This is a genomic window from Flavobacterium psychroterrae (assembly GCF_018380615.1).
In the GTDB taxonomy this organism is placed as follows: domain Bacteria; phylum Bacteroidota; class Bacteroidia; order Flavobacteriales; family Flavobacteriaceae; genus Flavobacterium; species Flavobacterium psychroterrae.
The window spans coordinates 71,191-91,633 of the sequence record NZ_JAGYVZ010000018.1; the positions used below are offsets into that span (position 1 = coordinate 71,191).

The 20,443-nt window shown below is 33.0% G+C and carries 19 protein-coding genes; 10 read left to right on the plus strand and 9 right to left on the minus strand.

Annotation, left to right across the window (positions count from 1 at the left end; genetic code table 11):
- Positions 1–32 precede the first annotated feature (32 nt).
- A complete protein-coding gene (locus KHA90_RS17995; RefSeq protein WP_213303991.1) occupies positions 33–482 on the plus strand; it encodes a GyrI-like domain-containing protein in 450 nt (149 codons plus the stop codon).
- A gap of 58 nt (positions 483–540) precedes the next feature.
- On the opposite strand, the gene KHA90_RS18000 is transcribed toward KHA90_RS17995, so the two are convergent.
- On the minus strand, positions 541–2,601 hold the full coding sequence (locus KHA90_RS18000) for a M13 family metallopeptidase (protein ID WP_213303994.1): 2,061 nt from the start codon (positions 2,599–2,601) through the stop codon (positions 541–543).
- A gap of 211 nt (positions 2,602–2,812) precedes the next feature.
- The gene (locus KHA90_RS18005; protein ID WP_213303997.1) at positions 2,813–4,873 is read right to left on the minus strand and encodes a M13 family metallopeptidase; all 2,061 of its coding nucleotides are present in this window, start codon (positions 4,871–4,873) and stop codon (positions 2,813–2,815) included.
- Positions 4,874–5,075: 202 nt separating this feature from the next.
- On the opposite strand from KHA90_RS18005, the gene KHA90_RS18010 reads away from it, so the two are divergent.
- The 5 genes from KHA90_RS18010 (at position 5,076) to KHA90_RS18030 (ending at position 9,423) form a co-directional block, all read left to right on the plus strand.
- Positions 5,076–5,999 (plus strand): DMT family transporter, encoded by a 924-nt coding sequence (locus tag KHA90_RS18010; RefSeq protein WP_213304000.1) that lies wholly within the window; start codon positions 5,076–5,078, stop codon positions 5,997–5,999.
- 185 nt (positions 6,000–6,184) lie between these two features.
- Positions 6,185–6,850, plus strand: coding sequence for an SCO family protein (locus KHA90_RS18015; protein WP_213304002.1), 666 nt, complete (start codon positions 6,185–6,187; stop codon positions 6,848–6,850).
- 104 nt (positions 6,851–6,954) lie between these two features.
- A complete protein-coding gene (locus tag KHA90_RS18020; RefSeq protein ID WP_017495803.1) occupies positions 6,955–7,194 on the plus strand; it encodes a FeoA family protein in 240 nt (79 codons plus the stop codon).
- Complete coding sequence (gene feoB, locus KHA90_RS18025) at positions 7,194–9,293, plus strand: ferrous iron transport protein B (RefSeq protein ID WP_213304005.1); 2,100 nt, start codon at positions 7,194–7,196, stop codon at positions 9,291–9,293. Before KHA90_RS18020 ends, feoB begins: the two co-directional genes overlap by 1 nt.
- Before the next feature lie 7 nt (positions 9,294–9,300).
- Positions 9,301–9,423 (plus strand): FeoB-associated Cys-rich membrane protein, encoded by a 123-nt coding sequence (locus KHA90_RS18030; protein ID WP_173968938.1) that lies wholly within the window; start codon positions 9,301–9,303, stop codon positions 9,421–9,423.
- A 575-nt stretch (positions 9,424–9,998) separates the two neighbouring features.
- On the opposite strand, the gene KHA90_RS18035 is transcribed toward KHA90_RS18030, so the two are convergent.
- The 3 genes from KHA90_RS18035 to KHA90_RS18045 all read right to left on the minus strand — a co-directional run bounded on the left by KHA90_RS18035 (position 9,999) and on the right by KHA90_RS18045 (position 12,656).
- Positions 9,999–10,652 carry an HD domain-containing protein gene (locus KHA90_RS18035; RefSeq protein ID WP_213304008.1) on the minus strand — a complete coding sequence of 218 codons (654 nt, stop codon included), beginning with the start codon at positions 10,650–10,652 and terminating at the stop codon, positions 9,999–10,001.
- Positions 10,653–10,870: 218 nt separating this feature from the next.
- The gene (locus KHA90_RS18040; protein ID WP_213304011.1) at positions 10,871–11,863 is read right to left on the minus strand and encodes an acyl-ACP desaturase; all 993 of its coding nucleotides are present in this window, start codon (positions 11,861–11,863) and stop codon (positions 10,871–10,873) included.
- 52 nt (positions 11,864–11,915) lie between these two features.
- On the minus strand, positions 11,916–12,656 hold the full coding sequence (locus tag KHA90_RS18045; protein ID WP_213304014.1) for a lysophospholipid acyltransferase family protein: 741 nt from the start codon (positions 12,654–12,656) through the stop codon (positions 11,916–11,918).
- A gap of 126 nt (positions 12,657–12,782) precedes the next feature.
- Here KHA90_RS18045 and rnpA point away from each other — a divergent pair, with 126 nt between their 5' ends.
- From rnpA to KHA90_RS18060, 4 genes are all read left to right on the plus strand, one after another.
- Positions 12,783–13,187, plus strand: a complete 405-nt coding sequence (rnpA, locus tag KHA90_RS18050; protein WP_213304017.1) for a ribonuclease P protein component — start codon at positions 12,783–12,785, stop codon at positions 13,185–13,187.
- Between the two features lie 92 nt (positions 13,188–13,279).
- On the plus strand, positions 13,280–13,549 hold the full coding sequence (locus KHA90_RS25455; RefSeq protein ID WP_244860419.1) for a hypothetical protein: 270 nt from the start codon (positions 13,280–13,282) through the stop codon (positions 13,547–13,549).
- A complete protein-coding gene (locus tag KHA90_RS18055) occupies positions 13,533–14,108 on the plus strand; it encodes a DUF4349 domain-containing protein (RefSeq protein WP_244860421.1) in 576 nt (191 codons plus the stop codon). The genes KHA90_RS25455 and KHA90_RS18055 overlap by 17 nt, the downstream gene beginning before the upstream one ends.
- Before the next feature lie 2 nt (positions 14,109–14,110).
- Positions 14,111–15,748, plus strand: coding sequence for a S41 family peptidase (locus KHA90_RS18060; protein WP_213304032.1), 1,638 nt, complete (start codon positions 14,111–14,113; stop codon positions 15,746–15,748).
- A 63-nt stretch (positions 15,749–15,811) separates the two neighbouring features.
- On the opposite strand, the gene KHA90_RS18065 is transcribed toward KHA90_RS18060, so the two are convergent.
- The 4 genes from KHA90_RS18065 to KHA90_RS18080 form a co-directional block, all read right to left on the minus strand.
- Positions 15,812–16,807 (minus strand): hypothetical protein, encoded by a 996-nt coding sequence (locus KHA90_RS18065; protein WP_213304034.1) that lies wholly within the window; start codon positions 16,805–16,807, stop codon positions 15,812–15,814.
- A gap of 236 nt (positions 16,808–17,043) precedes the next feature.
- Entirely contained in the window at positions 17,044–17,493 is a 450-nt protein-coding gene (locus KHA90_RS18070) for a GNAT family N-acetyltransferase (RefSeq protein WP_213304036.1), read from the minus strand.
- Positions 17,494–17,516: 23 nt separating this feature from the next.
- Positions 17,517–18,485, minus strand: a complete 969-nt coding sequence (locus tag KHA90_RS18075; protein WP_213304037.1) for a DUF4837 family protein — start codon at positions 18,483–18,485, stop codon at positions 17,517–17,519.
- A gap of 47 nt (positions 18,486–18,532) precedes the next feature.
- Entirely contained in the window at positions 18,533–20,371 is a 1,839-nt protein-coding gene (locus tag KHA90_RS18080) for a LysM peptidoglycan-binding domain-containing protein (RefSeq protein WP_213304049.1), read from the minus strand.
- Positions 20,372–20,443 lie beyond the last annotated feature (72 nt).

Genomic DNA, 20,443 nt, shown 5'->3' on the forward strand with positions numbered 1-20,443 from the left:
ACATTTACAGCTTAATTTAAAATAAGAGCAAAATGATAATTGAAAAATTCAGTGTAATTGGTATTTCGGTAAGAACTACAAACGAAAATGGAAAATCTGGAGAAGATATTCCTGCGCTTTGGAACAAATTTATGATGGAGGAAATTCAGAATAAAATTCCAAACAAAGTTTCTTCAGACCTTTTTTGCATTTATACCGACTATGAAAAGGATCATACCCAACCTTATACCACTATTTTAGGTTGTAAGGTTAAAAGTTTAGATGTGATTCCGGAAAATATGACCGGAAAAACAATTGAAACAGCAAATTACGAACTGCTTATTGCTAAAGGGAATCTAAATGAAGGTATTGTTTACAACAAATGGCTTGAAATCTGGAACTCAGATTTAGATCGAAGTTTCACGGCAGATTTTGAAGTTTACGGAGAGACAACCCAAAATCCTAATGATGCAGAAGTCGATATATTTATCGCAGTTCAATAAAATATATAAAACAAAAACGGCGCTAAAATTAGCGCCGTTTTTTATTGTTATTTATAGATTACCAGATTTTAACTCTTTTTTCCGGCTCTATGTACATTTTATCACCTTTCTTAATTCCGAAAGCCTGATAAAAAGTATCTAAATTCTGAATTGGCACAACAGCTCTGTACATTCCAGGAGAGTGTGGATCTGTTTTAACCTGACTTTTTATAGCTTCGTCTCTTGATTTAGTTCTCCAAACTGTAGCCCATGAAATAAAGAAACGTTGTTCTGGTGTAAATCCGTCGATTAATCCAGGATTTCCATTTTCTTTTAAATACAATTGCAAACCATCATAAGCAGCATTTGTACCTCCTAAATCTCCAATATTTTCACCTAATGTAAATTTACCATCTACGTGAATTCCAGGCAATGGTTCTAATGCGCTGTATTGAGCCGCAAGTTCTCCACCCAAAGCAGTAAATTGTTTTAGATCTTCTGGTGTCCACCAGTCAACAAGATTTCCATCTGCATTGTAACGTGCACCTGAATCATCAAAACCGTGAGAAATCTCGTGTCCAATTACAGCACCAATTCCACCATAATTAACTGCTTCATCAGCTTGATAATTGTAGAAAGGAGGTTGTAGAATTGCAGCAGGGAAAACAATCTCGTTATAAGATGGATTGAAATAGGCGTTTACAGTTTGAGGAGACATTCCCCACTCTGTTTTATCAACTGGTTTACCCAATTTAGCTAAATTTTCAGCATACGCCCATTTTGATATATTTCTCAAATTGTCAAAATAAGTTCCGCCTTCATTAACATTTTTAAGTTCTAAAGCTGAATAATCTTTCCACTTGTCCGGATATCCAATTTTGATTGTTAATTTATTTAATTTTTCAATTGCCTTAACTTTTGTTTCAGCAGACATCCAAGGCAAAGCATTGATTCTGTTTTTGTAAGCTAGCATTACATTAGCAATCATTTTCTTTGCTTTATCTTTTGCTTCGGCAGGGAATAATTTCTCTACATACAATTTTCCTAAAGCTTCTCCGGTAGCACCGTTAATAACCTGCAATGCCATTTCTTGACGAGGACGTTGTTTTAAAGCTCCTGTTAATGTTTTTCCGTAGAAATCGAAGTTAGCATCTTCGATTTGCGTAGTTAAAGTTGAAGCAGTTTTGTTTAATATTGACCACTTTAAATATTCTTTCCAAGCTTCTACTTTCTTTTCAGTTAACGTTTTTTCTAAAGCAATCATATAACGTGGCTGCGCAACGTTTACTGTATCTAATTTAGACATTCCAATTCCGGTAAAATATTTTTCCCATTGAATTGAAGGTGTATTCTTTTTTAAATCAGCAACTGCTGTTGGATTGTATTGTTTTCTACGATCTCTGCGTTCAACACGGTCTAATCTTGGAGCAGACAATTCAACTTCAAGCGCTAAGATTTGTTTTGCACTTTCTTTTGCTTTTGCAGGAGATTCTCCAATAAACTGCATCATTCGCGCAACGTGTACTTCGTATTTTTCACGTTTTTCTTTTGAATCTTTATCATCAGAGTTGTAATAATCTTTGTCAGACAATCCTAGACCTCCGGGACCTAAGTTTACTGAGTTTTTATTACTGTTTTTAGCATCTGCACCAACATACACTCCAAAGAAACCAAGACTACCCTGAGGTTGCATTTCAACAAAGAAATTTTGTAAATCAGTTACGTTTTTGATTGCATCAATTTTCTTCAAATAAGGCTGAAGTTCCGTTATACCTCTTTTATTACGTCCTACAGTATCTAAAATAGTATTAAACAATGCAATTGCTTTACCCTGATCTGTAGTTGATTTGTACTTAGGATCTTTTGATGCTTGTTTTAAAATTGCAAGTGCATCGTTATCTGTCTTTTGACGTAATTCATTGAAACTTCCCCATGAATTTCTGTCACTTGGAATTTCAGTTTTATCTAGCCATGCTCCGTTTACGTATCGAAAGAAATCTTGTCCAGGACTTACTTTAGTGTCCATATTAGAAAGATTGATACCCGGCTCTTTTGGTTTTGCATTTTGAGCGTTTACTGCAGTTATGGTAAACATTGCAGAAACAACACAAAACATAGGATTTCGTAGTTGTTTAATCATTTTAATTTATAGTTTTTAGTATATCCACAAACATATTCTAATTATTTCATAATTAATGTTAAATTTTTCTAATAATTGACTCCAAAATTATGATGTTATTACAAAAATGAATTTTAACCAAAATATATTTATAAAACAAAGTGTATAACGTACGTTATTAAATAAAACAAAAAACGGCGCTGAATCAGCGCCGTTTAATAGTTTATATCAATTACCAGATTTTAACTCTTTTCTCTGGACTTACATACATTTTGTCTCCTTTTTTAATACCAAAAGCATCATAAAAAGCATCAACATTTTGAATTGGTACAACAGCTCTGTACATTCCAGGAGAATGCGGATCTGTTTTTACCTGATTTTTAAGTGCTTCATCTCTGGTTTTTGTTCTCCAAACGGTTGCCCATGAAATAAAGAAACGCTGTTCTGGAGTAAATCCGTCAATTAACCCCGGATTAGGATGCGATTTTAAATACAATTGCAAACCATCATAAGCAGCATTAATTCCACCTAAATCTCCAATGTTTTCACCTAGAGTAAATTTACCGTCAACGTGAATTCCCGGCAATGGTTCTAAAGCACTGTATTGATCTGCTAAAGCAGTACCAAGCGCCGTAAATTGTTTTAAATCTTCAGGTGTCCACCAGTCAACTAAATTTCCTTGTGCATTATAACGTGCTCCTGAATCATCAAACCCGTGAGAGATTTCATGACCAATTACTGCTCCAATTCCACCATAATTTACAGCTTCATCTGCCTGATAATTATAAAACGGAGGTTGTAAAATAGCCGCTGGAAATACAATTTCATTATAAGACGGATTGTAATATGCATTTACAGTTTGTGGCGACATTCCCCATTCTGTTTTATCAACCGGTTTGTTTAATTTTTCAATTCCTTTCTTGAAATTCCATTTGTCAAGATTACGGTCGTTTTGGAAATAACTTCCGCCTTCGGCTACACTTTTAATTTCAAGTGCTGAATAATCTTTCCATTTATCAGGATAACCAACTTTTATCGTGATTTTATTTAATTTTTCATTTGCTTTAACTTTTGTTGCCGCAGACATCCATGTTAAATTATTAATACGATTCTGGTACGCCAGGATAACATTGTGAATCATATCCACTGCTTTAGTTTTTGCTTCAGCAGGAAATACTTTTTCTACATATAATTTTCCCAAAGCTTCACCAATACTATTATTAACAACCTGTAATGCCTTCTCTTCACGTGGCAATTGTTTGATAGCGCCTCTTAATGTCTTGCTGTAAAAATCAAAACTAGCCGTTTCAATATCAGTTGATAATTTTGTAGAACTTGCATTCAGCAAATCCCATTTCAAATATTCTTTCCATTGCGCTACTTTGTTTTGAGTAAAAACAGTTTGTAAAGCTTTCATATATTTAGGCTCCATAACCACGACTGTGTCTAACTTTGCCAATCCAAGACCTGTAAAATAAGCATCCCACTTAATCGTTGGAGTTAGTTTTTGAAGTTGAGCAATTGTCATTGGGTTATATTGCAAACGACTGTCTCTGCTTTCAACTCTGTTTAATCTCGGTTTTGATAATTCTGTTTCCAAAGCCAAAATCGCAGCGGCACTTTGTTTTGCCTTTTCAGGAGATTCGCCAATAAACTGCATCATCTTTGCCACATGAAGCTCATATTTTGCACGTTTTTCTTTAGAATCTTTATCATCAGATGTATAATAATCTTTATCAGGTAATCCTAATCTGCTTACGCCAAGACTAACTGTATTTTTAGAACTATTTTTTTCATCAGCTCCAATATATATTCCAAAAAAACCTGAACCGCCTTCCGGCTCCATTTCAACTAAATATTTTTGAAGATCAGCAACATTTTTAATTGCATCAATTTTTTTAAAGTAAAATTGCAAAGGCGCAGTTCCGGCTTTATTTCTTCCAACTGTATCTAAAACTGTCGAGAATAAATTAACTGCTTTTCCCTGATCTGTATCTGATTTGTATTTTGGATTTTTAGAGGCATCTTTCAGGATTGACATTGCATCTTTATCTGTTTTTTTGATCAGTTCATTAAAACTTCCCCAAGTTGTACGGTCATTAGGAATTTGAGTCTGATCAAGCCAGGTTCCGTTTACATATTGAAAAAAATCCTGACTCGGACTAATTTTACTGTTCATGTATGAAACATTAATACCCGGTTCCTTTGCAGTTGCATTTTGAGCTTTAACCGCTGTAAATGAAACCGTCATAAATAAAGCGCAGAATAAAGGTCTGCTAAGTTGTTTTTTCATTTATATTTAAATTTTTGGTCATAATACAAACGTATTCCTAATATTTGAAATGCTATGTTAAAATTTTTGAAATAATCGTAAAAACGCAAATTTTGACAACATTTTGAATGGATACTATCGAATTTTTTCATGCATTTAAAGTTTGTTTTCTACCGATTATTAAAATTGTTTTCGGAATATTTGCTGATCGAATTAAAGACAAATGAAAACAAGAATACATAGTGCTGCTTCAGGAAAAATTGATGCTATCGGATTACCGATATTGGCATTATTTTGGGTAAGTTTTTTTTGGGGAACAACCTGGCTGGCTTCAAAAGAAGGTGTACGATATATGCCGGCATTGCAATTGGTTACTATTCGTCAGTTTTTAGGCGGAATATTATATGTGGGTTATTTTTTTATAAAGAAAGAGCCCTGGCCAAAAGGTAAACAATGGCGTACAATTTTGGTTCTGGCCTTTTTGAATTTTGTATTAAGTAATGGCTTGAGCACTTGGGGCGTTAAATATATGAGCAGCGGATTGGGCGCCATAATTACTGCACTTTTCCCTATCTGGATTATTATTATCAATTTTTTTAACGGTCATAAAATTGCTCGAATGGCTTTGCTTGGAATTCTGATTAGTTTTGGAGGTATTTGTATTATTTTCATCGATTATATTGCTGATATTTTAAAACCTGAATTTCAATTCGGAATTATTCTAATGGTTATTTCAACGTTTACATGGACTTTTGGACTTTTACAAACAAAGAAAAAAGCGTTAAGTTTTAATCCGTACTTCAGTTTAGGATTGCAGATGTTGATTTCAAGTGTGTTTTTATTCGGAATTACCGAAGCTTCGGGAATTAATATTCCGCTTAGCGAAATCCCAATGCCATCATGGTGGGCAATTGCTTATCTGGTGATTGTTGGGTCTGTATTAACTTTTATCGCCTTTATTTATTCATTGCAAAATCTTCCTACTGAAATAAGCAGTATTTATGTTTACATTAATCCTATCGTAGCAATGGTTTTAGGAGCTTTTATCTTTGGAGAAACCTTAACAGGAGCAATCGCCATTGGGGCAGTTGTGACTTTAACGGGAGTTTATATGGTCAATAAATCTATCAGGAAAATTAAAAAATAAGCTTGCGACGAATTAGCGCTCGAATTTTTTTATCAAGACAATTGCAAAAAAAGAAAGTTTTAGATTAGTGTAAATTCGTGAAATTCGTGGCAAAACCTTTTTTAGAATATGTTGTCTTTGTTAAAAGCAATACTTAATTACCGTTTTAAAAAGTGCTTTTTGTATTTTTGCGCCAAATTGTTTTTATGAAATCTCTTCTGTACAAATACCGAAAATTCTTTATTGTTCTAATTGTATTTTCAGCTGTCACCATAACCTTATTTTATTCGGCTTTAAAGCCACAAAAAACATTACCTATTTACAATCCTGCTGACGTAAATCCAGAATTGGTTGACAGTACAATTCAATATAAAAGCAAATATCACACCATTGCAGATTTCAAGTTTGTCAATCAAAACGGTGATACGATTACTCAAAAAAACTACGAAGGAAAAATTTATGTAGCTGATTTTTTCTTTACAACTTGCGGTTCTATTTGTCCAAAAATGTCAACAAATCTGGAAGAAGTTCAAAAAGCAATTTTAAACAATCCTAAGGTAATGCTGCTTTCACATACCGTTTTTCCTGAAGTTGACAGTATTCCGGTTTTAAAAGCTTATGCCATAAAACATCATGTTGTTGACAGTAAATGGAACTTGGTTACCGGAGATAAAAAAGAGATTTATACCATGGCGAGAAAATCATATCTGGCGGTGAAATTAGGTCGCCCTGATCAATTGTATGATATGGTTCATACCGAGAATTTTGTTTTAGTCGATCAAAAAAGACGTGTTCGCGGTTTTTATGACGGAACAAACAAAGAGGAAATCAAACGACTTTTAGAAGACATCGATTTCTTGTGTAAAGAGTAAAATCCCTTATTTTTAGAAACATTTAGCATTTAGAAAAGTGTTAAATACCTTTGAATAAAGAATAATTGCCTACTTTTGCAATCTAAATTCAATCTAAATAAGCTTTGCAAAATACAATACATACCCTGAAAAAAGGCGAAAAAGCCATTATCAAAGATTTTGATATCGATTTGATTCCTTTAAAGTTATTAGAGATGGGATGTTTGCCGGGAAATTTAGTTGAATTACTTCAAATTGCTCCTTTTGGAGATCCGTTATATTTAGATATTAATGGTTCACACGTAGCCATTCGTGTTGAAACTGCTCGTGAAATTGAAGTTGAACTTATCAAAACCAATTTGTAATGAGCATTCAAAATATTAATGTTGCCCTTATAGGGAATCCAAATACAGGAAAAACTTCAGTTTTCAATCAGCTTACAGGACTAAATCAACAAGTGGGGAATTATCCCGGAATTACGGTTGAGAAAAAAATTGGGTTCTGTAAATTGCCGCATAACATTAAAGCCAATATTCTCGATTTACCTGGAACGTATAGTTTGAACGCAAGTTCTATGGACGAAAGTGTTGTGATTGAACTTTTACTGAACAAAAACGACAAATTATATCCGGATGTTGCGGTAGTTGTAACAGATGTTGAAAATCTGAAAAGAAATTTACTGATTTACACTCAAATAAAAGATCTTGAAATTCCAACGATTTTAGTCATTAATATGTCGGATCGTATGGAAAGTAAAGGAATAACTTTAGATATTCCGTACCTGGAAGAAAAACTTCAGACTAAAATTGCTCTGGTAAGTTCCCGTAAAGGTTTGGGAATTGACGAATTAAAAGAATTGATTGTTTCTTATAAAACGCTTCCTCATCAACCTTGTTTAAATGCTTCGGTTATTGATGCTGAATATTTTAAAAAGTTGCAACACGCTTTCCCCAATCAGCTTTTATATAAATTATGGCTGGTTATTACACAAGATGTGAATTTTTCGAATTTAGATCGAAATGAAATCAGAAGTACTTTTACAAAATCACATTCAGAATTAAAACGTTTACAGCAAAAAGAAACTATTAAAAGATATCAATTCATCAATGATGTTTTGAAAGAAGGTTTAAAAGTCGATGCCACAATGGCAAAAGACATTAGGGCCAAACTTGATCGTGTACTAACACATAAATTTTGGGGTTATGTTATTTTCTTAGCCATTTTATTTGTGATTTTCCAGTCGATTTTTAGTTGGTCAACAATCCCTATGGACTTTATTGACAGCACTTTTGCTTCTTTAAGCAGTTGGGTGGCTCAGGAGTTACCAAGCGGTATTTTAACCGATTTACTTTCGCAGGGAATTGTACCCGGAATTGGCGGTGTTATTATCTTTATTCCGCAAATTGCCTTTTTATTTCTCTTTATTTCCATTTTGGAAGAAAGCGGATATATGAGTCGTGTTGTCTTTTTGATGGATAAAATCATGCGTAAGTTTGGACTTTCGGGAAAAAGTGTCGTGCCTTTAATTTCAGGAACTGCTTGTGCTATTCCGGCAATTATGGCGACCCGAAATATTGAAAACTGGAAAGAACGCCTTATTACGATATTAGTAACGCCGTTCACTACTTGTTCTGCCAGATTACCAGTTTATACTATTATTATTTCTTTGGTTATACCGAATGAACGCCTTTTTGGATTTTTAAACATGCAGGGTTTAGCCTTGATGTTATTGTATCTATTAGGATTTGGAACTGCAATTCTTTCGGCATATATCTTAAATAAAATATTGAAAATTAGCGGTAAAACGTATTTTGTTGTTGAAATGCCGAGTTATAAATTACCACTTTTTAAGAATGTTGCCATCAATGTGGTTGAAAAAACAAAAGCGTTTGTAGTTGGAGCAGGAAAAATCATTCTAGCTATATCTGTTATTTTATGGTTTTTAGCGTCTTACGGGCCTGGAAGAAATTTTAACGAAGCAGAAGAAATTGTAAAAGAAAGATTTGTCAACACGCCAATTGACGAAGCAACGTTTGAAAACGAAGTGGCTTCTCAGAAATTAGAGAATTCATACATCGGGATTATGGGTAAAGCTATCGAACCTGCGATTTCTCCTCTTGGTTATGACTGGAAAATAGGCATTGCAATTATTAGTTCATTTGCTGCACGTGAGGTTTTCGTGGGAACTCTTGCTACAATTTACAGCGTGGGGAGCAGCGATAACGAAGCGACTATAAAAAGCAAAATGCAGGAGGAAATAAATCCGCAAACAGGTCAGAAGATCTTCAATTTTGCTTCGGGAATTTCATTATTATTATTTTACGCCTTTGCCATGCAGTGCGCGAGTACGCTTGCTATTACTAAAAAAGAAACGAATTCATGGAAATGGCCTGCAATGCAACTCGTTTTAATGAGCGGACTTGCTTATTTTGTAGCGCTTTTTGCTTATCAACTTTTAAAATAAAACGATTATGGTACAAGAAATTATTGCCTTCGTTATATTATTTATCGCCATTGGCTTTTTGATTAGAAAGTTCTTCTGGAAATCTAAAAAGAAAAAGGATTGTGGAGATGGGAATTGTGGGTGTTCTTGAGAAAAAGGTTCTAAGGTTCTAAGGTTCAAAGTTGCAAAGGTTCTGAGGTTTTTGCTAAGATTATTATAGAAAACAAGTTTAGAGGTTTCACAAAGTTTTTACATAGCGATTTATTGTCACACTGAGCAAAGTCGAAGTCTGCAAAGTTGTTTTATTTTCAACGACTAAAAGCTATTGAATTTCACACACTTCATTATAAATTAAAATACAAAGCTTCACAAAGAACTTAAAATTCTTGTGAAGCTTTTTGCATTATTCTACAATAGCATCGCAAAATAAAAATGTCTTTTTTCAACATTTAAAAACCTTCTATGGCTTATTTATCAAATTTTTGAAAATTATTTTTGTCAAATTTAATTCACTAAAGAAATGACTAAATACGAAAAAAGTGAAATTGCAAGAGATAAAAGGGTGACAAGAGTTATTTGGTTTTTTCTGGGCTTTTTATGCGCTTTCATAATAATGACTCTTTTAAAACATAAATTCTAATAATGGTAGTTTTCAGTCGCAGTCACCGTTTTCAATTCTGACGTAAAGTAAACCGAGACCGAAAACTGAGACTGAAAACTAAAAACTTACTTCACTCCTTCCCACTCTGCATAAAACTGCGCCAGAAACGTTTCCATAAAGCGATGTCTTTCGGCAGCGATTTGTTTTCCGGTTTCGGTATTCATTTTATCTTTTAAGAGTAAAAGTTTTTCGTAAAAGTGATTTATCGTTGGGGCATTATTTTTTTTGTACTCTTCCTTCGACATATTCGTTACCGGAGCAATTTCAGGATTATATAAGGCGCGGTTTTTAAATCCTCCATAATTGAAAGCTCTTGCCACTCCAATTGCTCCTATTGCATCTAAACGATCCGCATCCTGAACGATATCTAATTCTGTCGAAGAGAACTTCTTTTCAAAATTTCCGCCTTTATATGAGATGTTTTCGATGATATTCACGACGTGTTGAATAATAGCTGTCGAAACATTTTCTGATTCTAAAAACACACGCGCTGTTTTTGGCCCAATGGTTTCGTCTCCGTTATGAAATTTACTGTCGGCAATATCATGAAGCAAAGCGCCTAATTGAACTACGAGCAAATCACATTCTGTTCCTTTTGCTATTAAGTGTGCATTTTTATATACACGTTCAATATGAAACCAATCGTGTCCGCCTTCGGCATCATTTAGTTTTTCTTTTACAAAAGTAATTGTTTTGTTTAGTAGGTCGGTATTATTCATTGCTGGTATTTTGTTGTTGGTAAATTGCCCGCCGATTTAACGGATCAAACAGATTTACACAGATTTTTTCTATATTTTACATTTTATAAAATCCTTTAAATAAAAATGTTGATTGTCAAAGCTTGAAAACTCTAACAATCAACATTTTCAATATCAATATCAATTGCAAAAATCAATTTTAAATCTAAAATCAGAAATCTGCTATCTAAAATTAAGATCTACAATCTGGCAGGTTCAACCCATTTAAAGATGTGTGATTCTTGCGGAATTACTATTCTTTCAGAGATTCTAGCCATACGACCTGGTAATTTCATTAAGTAATCACGGGCTTTTTCGGCTTCATCTGTTAAACCGGACATTTTATCAATTTCCCACTTATCCATTAATTTCTGCATGATGTCTACGTAATCGCTTGCGGTGTAAACACCAATACGTTGTGCAGAATCAGAAAATTGTTCGAAAGCAGAACTGATCTTTTGACCTGATTCTCTTAAAAAGTGTGCAGGCATAACGATTTTTTGTTTCATCATATATTGAAACGCTAGCATCATTTCGCTTGGATCTACTGCAAAAATACGCGTAACAAATTCGCTATAGGCATGGTGATGGCGCATTTCGTCACCAGCAATCATTTTACACATTTTAGACAACTTGTTATCACCAAATTTCTTCGCCATTTGAGCTACTCTATTGTGTGAAACATACGTTGCTAATTCCTGGAAACTGGTATATACAAAGTTTTTGTATGGGTCAGATCCCGTTCCAATATCAAAACCGTCGTTAATTAAATGCTGTGTTGTCATCTCGATTTCACGCATGTTGACACGACCGGACAAATACAAGTATTTATTTAAAAGATCCCCGTGACGGTTTTCTTCTCCTGTCCATTGTCTGATCCATTTAGACCAACCGTTTCCACCATTTTCTATTTGATTTATTCCTTCCACGTCCATTAACCATGATTCGTATGTTGGTAAAGCCTCTTCGGTAATTGTATCACCTACAAGCGTTACCCAGAAATCATATGGTAATTCTTTGGCAATTTCACGTAACTCTTTTACCTCCTCAAAGAAATTTTCTCCTTCAGAATTAGGCAAAAAGTCTGACGGCTGCCAAATTTTTTCCACCGGAATTAAATACTGTTCAACGAAGCTATCCACGTTTTTTTCCAAAAACTGCATTACTTCTAATCTAATGTTTTTTATAGACATTACTTATTTTAGATTTGGGATTTATGTTTAGAATATTTCTAAAACTATAAATCTATTTATACTCGTTTACTCCTTCTACAACTGCCTTCTCTGTCATCGCCATTAAATCGGCAAAATTATAGTCTTTTACTGCTAAAGCTTTATGAACTGTAAAGGTAAGGCGATTTCCTAAACCAACAGGAAAAAAACCATATCGCACCATTTTCCATGAATTGTTGATACTTACCGGTACTATATACGCCGAAGGTGCATATTTACACAGAATCTTCAAACCGTTTTGAGCAAATTCTTTAGGCTTTCCTGTTTTACTTCTTGTGCCTTCAGGAAAAATAACAGCAGATCTTTTGTATTTCTCAATATATTCTGACAAGCCTTTGATTGCCGGAATGGCTTGTTTAGGGTCTTTACGGTCAATTAAGACAGATCCTCCGTGGCGCAAATTAAAAGATACACTTGGAACTCCGCTTCCTAACTCTTTCTTGCTTACAAATTTACAATGAAAACGTCTAAAGTACCAAATCATTGCTATGATATCGTACATGCTTTGGTGATTAGAAACAAAAATAATAGGAACTCCTGTTGGAATTGTTTCTCTGTTTTCAATCTTGTAGGTTGTTCCAACAAGATTTGTACATCTTAAAAGAAAAAAATTTAAATAATCTACACTTTTTTTATGAGCCTGATAACCAAAAACATTTAGGCAAATCCACTGTATTGGATGAAATACAAGTAAACACAGACTAAATATTATGTAATATATAGCAGATATTGGATATGAAATTATTTTTTGCATGCTTTAAAAAATTAATGCCCAAAAGTAATAAATAAATTTTTAGCCGTATAAAAATTGAAAACAATAACCGTTTTATTGTTTAATTGTACCTTTGTACTATAAAATTGCAAATTTTTTCTGAATTAAATGAACTTTACTTACCCAAAAAATGAACGCTTAAAGAGCAAAACGACAATTGATTTACTTTTTTCTGATGGGAAATCGGTTTCTAAATATCCGTTGCGTTTGGTTTACCGTCAAGCGGAAGTTGGCGCAGAAGAAAAAATCAAAATGGGCGTTTCTGTTTCTAAGAAATATTTTAAAAAAGCTGTTGATCGCAATTATTTCAAACGTGTTCTTAGAGAAACATATCGTTTGAACAAACATTTACTTCTGGATAATATTGAACAATCGTATTCTATTATGTTTTTTTATCAGACGAAAGACAGATTATCTTACGAAGAAATCAATACCAAAACGATTCAGTTGTTTGAGAAATTCCTTCTTCAGGTAAATAAAACTCCTGATTCTGAAGTCAAAATTGAATCGTAATTCTAATCTGATAGTTATCAGAAAAACTTTATGAAGCTTATTAGATAGAAAATTATAAAAAAATTGTAGTTTTAGCTCTAATTTGAAATTTTATGAGATACATTTTCTTTTTATCCTTAATTTTTTTAAGTCTTGTAAGCTGTAGTAAATCTGAGCCTGTCAGCAATGATTTAGCGATTAGTACTGTAAAGCTTCCGCCAAAAAGCGACTCTAATTATACAGATGCAAAATTTAAAAGTGCAGCTGCTACATCTAAAGAAACCCCACAAAAAATAATCAAACAAGCTTCACTGCGTTTTGAAACTAATGATTTAGAAAGTACTTTTAATCAAATTCAGACTGCAATTGCAGCAAATAAATAAAGGAACTGTTCAAAACGATTCTGAAGGAAAAGATTATGATAACGCATACAGAAATCTGCTTATACGTATACCAAGCGAAAATTTTGATCAGTTTATAAGCTCGGTTTCAAAAGGTGTTTCATATTTTGAAAGAAAAGAGATATCATCTGAAAATGTAACTGAACAATATATTGATCTTGATTCGAGATTGAAAACAAAACGAAAACTTGAAGAGCGATATCTTCAGATTCTTCAAAAAGCCACGAAAATAAGTGAGATTCTGGAGATTGAAAAACAAATTTCGACCATTCGTGAAGAAATTGAAGCTAAAGAAGGTCAACTGAAATATTTAGAAAGCTGCGTTTCTGAAAGTACTGTTACAATTGAATTTTATAAAACCATTGCCCAAAAAGAAGGCGTTAAAACTTCCTACGGATCTAAACTCTGGACTGCTATTGAATCCGGATTTTTTAGCCTTTCAGAATTTTTAATATCAATCATTAGTCTTTGGCCATTTATTATACTATTTTGCGTATTCGCCTATTTTATTAGAAAAAGATTTAAAAGAAAAAAAATATAATCATGTATCCTTATTTCAAAAAGAAATTCATCATACCAACTGTTGCGGCAGGATTTTTATTTATTGGAACCAGTTTCAAAGACGATTTTTTTGAAATTGCCAAACAAATCGAAATCTTCACAACGCTGTTCAAAGCCGTTAATACCAATTATGTAGACGAAACTAATCCAGGCGATTTAATGGACAAAGCCATTAAAAGCATGTTGGGAAGTTTAGATCCATATACGGTTTACTTTAATGAGCAAGATGTTGTAAACTTTAAGATTAATAATACTGGTGAATATACCGGAATTGGTGCTTTAATTTCAAGAAAAAAAGACCGCTTAATTGTTCGCGAACCTTATAAAAATTATCCTGCTGATAAAGCCGGACTTAAAGCAGGTGACGAAATTATTCAGATTGGCGATGTTTTGATTGCTGATTTCAAAGATGATGCTTCGCAATTATTGAAGGGAACAAAAAATACCAAGATTACTATAAAATATCTTCGTCAGGGAAAAACGTTTACAACCGAATTGATTTTGGATGAAGTTGACATTAAATCGGTTCCGTTTTTTGGGAAGATTGATGACAAAACGGGTTATATCGTTTTGGCACATTTTAGCCGTAAAGCATCAAATGAAGTAAAAGACGCTCTTGAAAAACTAAAAGCCGATGGAGCGAAACAAATTGTTCTTGATTTGAGAGGAAATCCTGGTGGATTATTAAATGAAGCAATTGATATCTGTAATTTATTTGTTCCGAAAAATGAAGTTATTGTTACTACAAAATCAAGAATCGAGAAACACAACAACACTTATAAAACGACGAAAGAACCTGTAGATACTGAAATTCCTTTAGCTATTTTGGTAAACGGAAGAAGCGCATCAGCATCAGAAATTGTTTCTGGAGCTTTACAGGATTTAGATCGTGCCGTGATTTTAGGAAGCCGCAGTTTTGGTAAAGGTTTGGTACAACGTTCTGTTGATTTAACTTACGGAACGCAGTTAAAAGTTACTATTTCTCGTTATTATACGCCTTCTGGTCGATGTATTCAGGCATTAGATTATGCTCATAAAGACAAAAATGGCGTTGCTCAAAAAACAGATGCAAAAAATTTCAATGCTTTTAAAACCCGTAAAGGAAGAACGGTTTATGATGGTGGCGGTGTTTTACCGGACATTGAATTAGACGAAGCTAAAATGAGTTCAATTACGACTGCGTTATTAAGAAACGACGGAATCTTTGACTATGCAACAACGTACTATTATAAGAATCCGAATTTAGGAGATAAAATCCCCACAGTTTCGGATGCTGATTACCTGAGTTTCAAGCAATACTTAAAAGCGAATAAAATAAGTTTTGATACTGAAACTGAAGTAGCATTGAAAAATACTTTGGCTGCAGCCAAAAATGAAAAAATAGACGAAACTATTGCTCCGGAATATCAACAATTATTAGCAGCATTGGAGAAAAGTGAAACTACTTTATTAGATAAAAATCAAAAGGAAATCAGAAACCTGATTCAGGAAGAATTAATTAAAAGATATCAATATCAGGAAGGTTTGTACCAATATTATATTAAAAACAATTCCGAAATAAAGAAAGCTGTTGGAGTTTTAAACAATCAAACTGAATATAAAACGATTTTGAAAATGTAGAAAATCTTTTTAAAGATGCTTAAATTGAACTAACTTAAGCATCTTTAAAAATCAACAAACCTGTTAATCAATACTATCGGCCATAAATTTTTTTTGGTTATTGAAATAATTGGTTATGTATTTTTCTATTTCATTTCTTGAATAAGGCCAATTTTCCTGCCACAATTGTAATTTACCGGGCAGATCAATATCTCTGCACCCAGGATCCAGCATTTGTAAAAATGACTTGCCTATTTCACTAACAATTAAACGTTCCGTTTTATTTTTTTGCAATAAACCTGAATCTAAAAGTCCTTTTAAAATTGAACCGATCGAATTGGGATTGCCAATTCCAAAAACAGAAGCTTGATAAGTACCACTTCCTTTCCAGTTCTGTGCCATAAATATAGCTTTACCTATAGAAGTTGATCGTCTTTTGCTTAATTCATATAAAAGCTGCAGTGAATATTTACTTATACTATAGTCTTTTTTTATTACTCCTGTTTTTCGCAAACATATAGTAAAAAAATGCAGGGAATTAATATTATAATTATAATCAAAAAAGCGTTTCGCCATACCTGCATTCAGTAATTTATAAAATTCCGGATTTTTGGTAGTTATAGGATTTTCAAGAGCATATTCAATTGCCTGATTAGTAAAAACCTCAGGTACAATCACTAACCTTTCTTTATTTGCTTCATGGAAACCAAGACATTCATTTAATAAAATATCATAATCAATAAGAGACGAATACCACAAATGACCTAAATATGAAATTGTATGGGCATTTTTAAGTATGTTGACTGCACCGTGTCGTTTGACTTTTATACTTTCATTTGTAATGTGCAATACCAACCCATAATTTTTAACAGTAGATGTATAGACAGGATATTTAATGACGGGAAAAAATGCCGGATGCACATTATTATCATAATCGAACACAAATCTATATTTAGGAATTATCCGAAAAACATAGATATTGAATCCTGGCCAGCGTTGTAAAAGATGTGGCTTTATGATCGCTAGCTGATAATTAGTAAGACTACTTACAAATACAATGCTGTTGTTACTAATATCCATTTAATAAGTATTTCAATTTGCATTTTGAAACAATTATTACATTTTGCAGTGACTACAAATAATTGATAAATAATTAGTTACAAAAAATAAAAACCGAAATTACTTTAAAACATTTTAGTTGTTTAACAGTAAAAGACATTAAACTAACAGATTAAGTTAAAACGAATTGTCCTAATATTTTAAAATTATTATTTATAATTAAAAAGCCCAAAATCAATGATTTTGGGCTTTTTAATTTATATGTTTCTTGTCATTTCAATATGCGGAATATCATCCTCCAAATACATTTCGGTGGTTTGAACGAATCCGTGGCTTTCATAAAATTTCTTTAAATATAACTGTGCACCAATAGTAATTTTATCTTTATTGAAGTTTGATTTTATCCCTGCAATGGCTTCACGCATTAAATCATGTCCCCATTTTTTTTCTCGATAATTGGCATCAACGACAACGCGACCAATTGAAGCATTATCAAAACTGATACCGGCATCAAATAAACGTGCATAAGCAACGATTTTATTATCGTATTCCCCAATTAGGTGTAATGCCAGCTTATCTTTTCCGTCAAGGTCTAAATAAACGCAATTTTGCTCTAGTACAAAGATCTCACTTCGTACTTTGAGTAAATCATATAACTCATGAACCGTTAATGCTTCAAACGGCTTTATTTTCCATTTTAATTCCATTCTTTATAGTCTATTCTTTAAAATTATCTTCTATCTACTTTAACTGATTTTATAATAGCTTCAAGATCCAGCATTAAGTCTCTTTCCTGATTTGAGGGCGAATAACAAAATCCTTCAATAACTAAAATTCTGTTGTACTTTTTGTCTACAATTGCATAATTGATAAATGGTCCCGCCATGAAATCATTTTTTAATTCCCAGGTGCCTTTGGTTTCAAATGTATTTTTTTCGTCTAAAATTGTGGCTGAAAAATAAGGAGCATAGGCTTCACCGGTAATCATTCTGGTATTTGGTTCCCTGCCTTTGATGTAACTTCCAACTGAATCGCGCATTTTGATAATATTACCAATAACGTTTGAACTCTTTTTAAAATTGCGAAGTGGAATCTGATATATAAGTAAACTGGTATTACCGCTTATGATATCTTTTTTGAGCCAGATAAAGTTCTTTTTATGCAACATATATTCATAACCTGTTGGAATTTGCAGATCAATATGAAATTTGTTTTTTATAACTGCAGGATTCAATAATGATTTGCTGTTGTCTTCCTGAATTTTCTCAATCTCTGCATCTCGGATAATTTTAATTATTTGTGTCGAATTGAGTTCTATACTACAAATAATATCATCCACAGATTTTCCGTAGATACGAAATGTATTATGGGGCAAAGATTTGCTGTGGGTAATTTCGAATTTATCTGTAGTGGCTTTTTTTACTACAATAATACTGCGGCTATCAGTTACAAAACCTTCAAGTAAACGCGCAGGATATTGATTTATGGTAAATAAAGGTTCCTCTTGAGTAAGGCCAAGAACGGGTGAGGCAAATTTATTTCGAATACTATCGCCTACTTCTCCGTACCATAATTGATCGTCGATAATAATCGAAATCGAATTTGTTTTACCGGATACCGGCTGGGATTGCTTTTCGCCTTTTAAACACGAAATTAGCAGAAACGGGATTAGTAGCAATAAAAAATGGGTTTTATTCATTTTCTTAATTTATGAAATAAAACCCAAATTTATGTAAGATTTTTTAACTATCCGTTTATTTTAAGTTTCATTCCTGGTTTAATTTCTCCGTTTTTAATGTTATTCCATTTTTTAATATCTGAAATTGTAACTCCAGGATATTTTTTAGAAATACTGTATAACGAATCTCCTTTTTTAACGTAATAATCTTCTCCAAGATCTTTAGATGAAGGTACTTTTTTCTTGAATGAATCAATCGAAGAGTTTGAAGCGATTGCAGTTGTTACTGCATTTTCATCAATAATTTCAGGAACTGCTTTAGAAACTACTAAAGTTTTCCCTAAACCGATATTGTTTGAAGTTAGATTATTAAGTTCTTTTAGCTCAGCAATAGTCGTACCGAATTTTTTTGCGATACTTCCTAAATTATCTCCGGATGCAACTTTATATTCTTGTGATTGTGTATTCTTTTTATCTTTATCATCAGCTGATGCAATAGCCTCTTCTGATTTTTTCTCTACTGCAAGAGTCGATTTTATTTCTTTAAAAGTTTTAGTAGCAGGATCGTAATCTGTTTTAATTTTTAGGTTTCTGCCAAGCGCAACTGCATTTGATTTAAGATTATTCCATTTTTTTAAATCAATAATATCAACATGGTATTTAGAAGCAATAGTACCTAAATTATCTCCTTTTTGAACTTTATATGATTTATAATCTGTATCGATAATGTTCTCCAGTTTTGCCTTTGCTTTTGGCGTAACTTTTAAAGCTAAACGAGTTGACATTGTTTTGTTTTGTGATTGATATGCAGCGTATGCATAGATCTTGTCTTCGTTTGAAACAAATGTGGCTACTTTATCTTTTGGTAAACGTAAATAATGTGCTTCACTTTGGTAAAAAGGTACCACGTTTAATTTATAAGAAGGGTTTAAAAGTTGTATTTGAGATTGTGGCATGTCTAACAAATCTGCGATTTGCTTGAATGACATTTGAGCTTTAATCTGAACTGTATCTGTTTCAAAGTTTTTAACTAATGCTCTTTCAGGATTGATACCATGTTCTTTATGGTATTCAAAAAGATACATTGTTGCTAAAAAAGCGGGAACATAACCTTGAGTTTCTTTTGGAAGATGGCTACGAATGTCCCAGTATTTTGTTTTTCCTCCTGAACGGCGAATTGCTTTGGTAACATTTCCCGGCCCTGAATTGTATGAGGCTAAAACTAGTTCCCAGTCGCCAAACATGCTATACATTTTAGTCATGTACTGTGAACATGCGGCTGTAGCTTTAAGCGGATCGCTGCGTTCATCAATATACGAATCTATTTTAAGGGCATATTGTTTACCTGTTCCGTACATGAATTGCCAAAGTCCTGTGGCGCCCATTTTAGAAACTGCTTTAGGATTTAAAGCAGATTCTACAACGGCTAAATATTTAATTTCTAAAGGAACGTTTTGTCTTGCAAAAGCGTCTTCAAAAATTGGGAAATAATATTCTGATAAAGCCATTAATCGAGAAAACGATTTTTTACGGTTCTTAAGAAACGACTTTATTATATTTTCTAAACCTTGATTGTATTCTATGTCAAAAGGTGATTTCTCATTCATTGCCTGTAAACGCTGTTTAAGCAATTCAGTTGGCAATTCTTCATCTACAGTAACGTCTGTATTAATGGTTTGAATGTCTTTTGTAAGGTCATCATAAATATCTAAGCTTACTAATTCGTTCATCCAAAGACTGTCTACGCGTGTTGCGAGTTCATCTTTTTTGAAAGAGCTTTTAACTGAATCTAAATAGGATACTTTTACAATTGGTTTTAATTCAATTTCTGTCTTTGCAATTTCCTGCGAAAACATTGATATTGAGAATAAAACGGAAACCATTATTGATATTTTCTTTACAATCATATAACATTTTTTTAAAATTCTATAAATCAAACGATTATACAAACCTTATTTTTGCAAACTTAAACAGTTTAT

Excerpts from the sequence above, each read along its gene's own strand:
- KHA90_RS17995 (WP_213303991.1), top strand. The coding sequence starts at position 33 with ATGATAATTGAAAAATTCAGTGTAATTGGTATTTCGGTAAGAACTACA.
- KHA90_RS18000 (WP_213303994.1), bottom strand. The coding sequence starts at position 2,601 with ATGATTAAACAACTACGAAATCCTATGTTTTGTGTTGTTTCTGCAATG.
- KHA90_RS18005 (WP_213303997.1), bottom strand. The coding sequence starts at position 4,873 with ATGAAAAAACAACTTAGCAGACCTTTATTCTGCGCTTTATTTATGACG.
- KHA90_RS18010 (WP_213304000.1), top strand. The coding sequence starts at position 5,076 with ATGAAAACAAGAATACATAGTGCTGCTTCAGGAAAAATTGATGCTATC.
- KHA90_RS18015 (WP_213304002.1), top strand. The coding sequence starts at position 6,185 with ATGAAATCTCTTCTGTACAAATACCGAAAATTCTTTATTGTTCTAATT.
- feoB (WP_213304005.1), top strand. The coding sequence starts at position 7,194 with ATGAGCATTCAAAATATTAATGTTGCCCTTATAGGGAATCCAAATACA.
- KHA90_RS18030 (WP_173968938.1), top strand. The coding sequence starts at position 9,301 with ATGGTACAAGAAATTATTGCCTTCGTTATATTATTTATCGCCATTGGC.
- KHA90_RS18035 (WP_213304008.1), bottom strand. The coding sequence starts at position 10,652 with ATGAATAATACCGACCTACTAAACAAAACAATTACTTTTGTAAAAGAA.
- KHA90_RS18040 (WP_213304011.1), bottom strand. The coding sequence starts at position 11,863 with ATGTCTATAAAAAACATTAGATTAGAAGTAATGCAGTTTTTGGAAAAA.
- KHA90_RS18045 (WP_213304014.1), bottom strand. The coding sequence starts at position 12,656 with ATGCAAAAAATAATTTCATATCCAATATCTGCTATATATTACATAATA.
- rnpA (WP_213304017.1), top strand. The coding sequence starts at position 12,783 with ATGAACTTTACTTACCCAAAAAATGAACGCTTAAAGAGCAAAACGACA.
- KHA90_RS25455 (WP_244860419.1), top strand. The coding sequence starts at position 13,280 with ATGAGATACATTTTCTTTTTATCCTTAATTTTTTTAAGTCTTGTAAGC.
- KHA90_RS18060 (WP_213304032.1), top strand. The coding sequence starts at position 14,111 with ATGTATCCTTATTTCAAAAAGAAATTCATCATACCAACTGTTGCGGCA.
- KHA90_RS18065 (WP_213304034.1), bottom strand. The coding sequence starts at position 16,807 with ATGGATATTAGTAACAACAGCATTGTATTTGTAAGTAGTCTTACTAAT.
- KHA90_RS18070 (WP_213304036.1), bottom strand. The coding sequence starts at position 17,493 with ATGGAATTAAAATGGAAAATAAAGCCGTTTGAAGCATTAACGGTTCAT.
- KHA90_RS18075 (WP_213304037.1), bottom strand. The coding sequence starts at position 18,485 with ATGAATAAAACCCATTTTTTATTGCTACTAATCCCGTTTCTGCTAATT.
- KHA90_RS18080 (WP_213304049.1), bottom strand. The coding sequence starts at position 20,371 with ATGATTGTAAAGAAAATATCAATAATGGTTTCCGTTTTATTCTCAATA.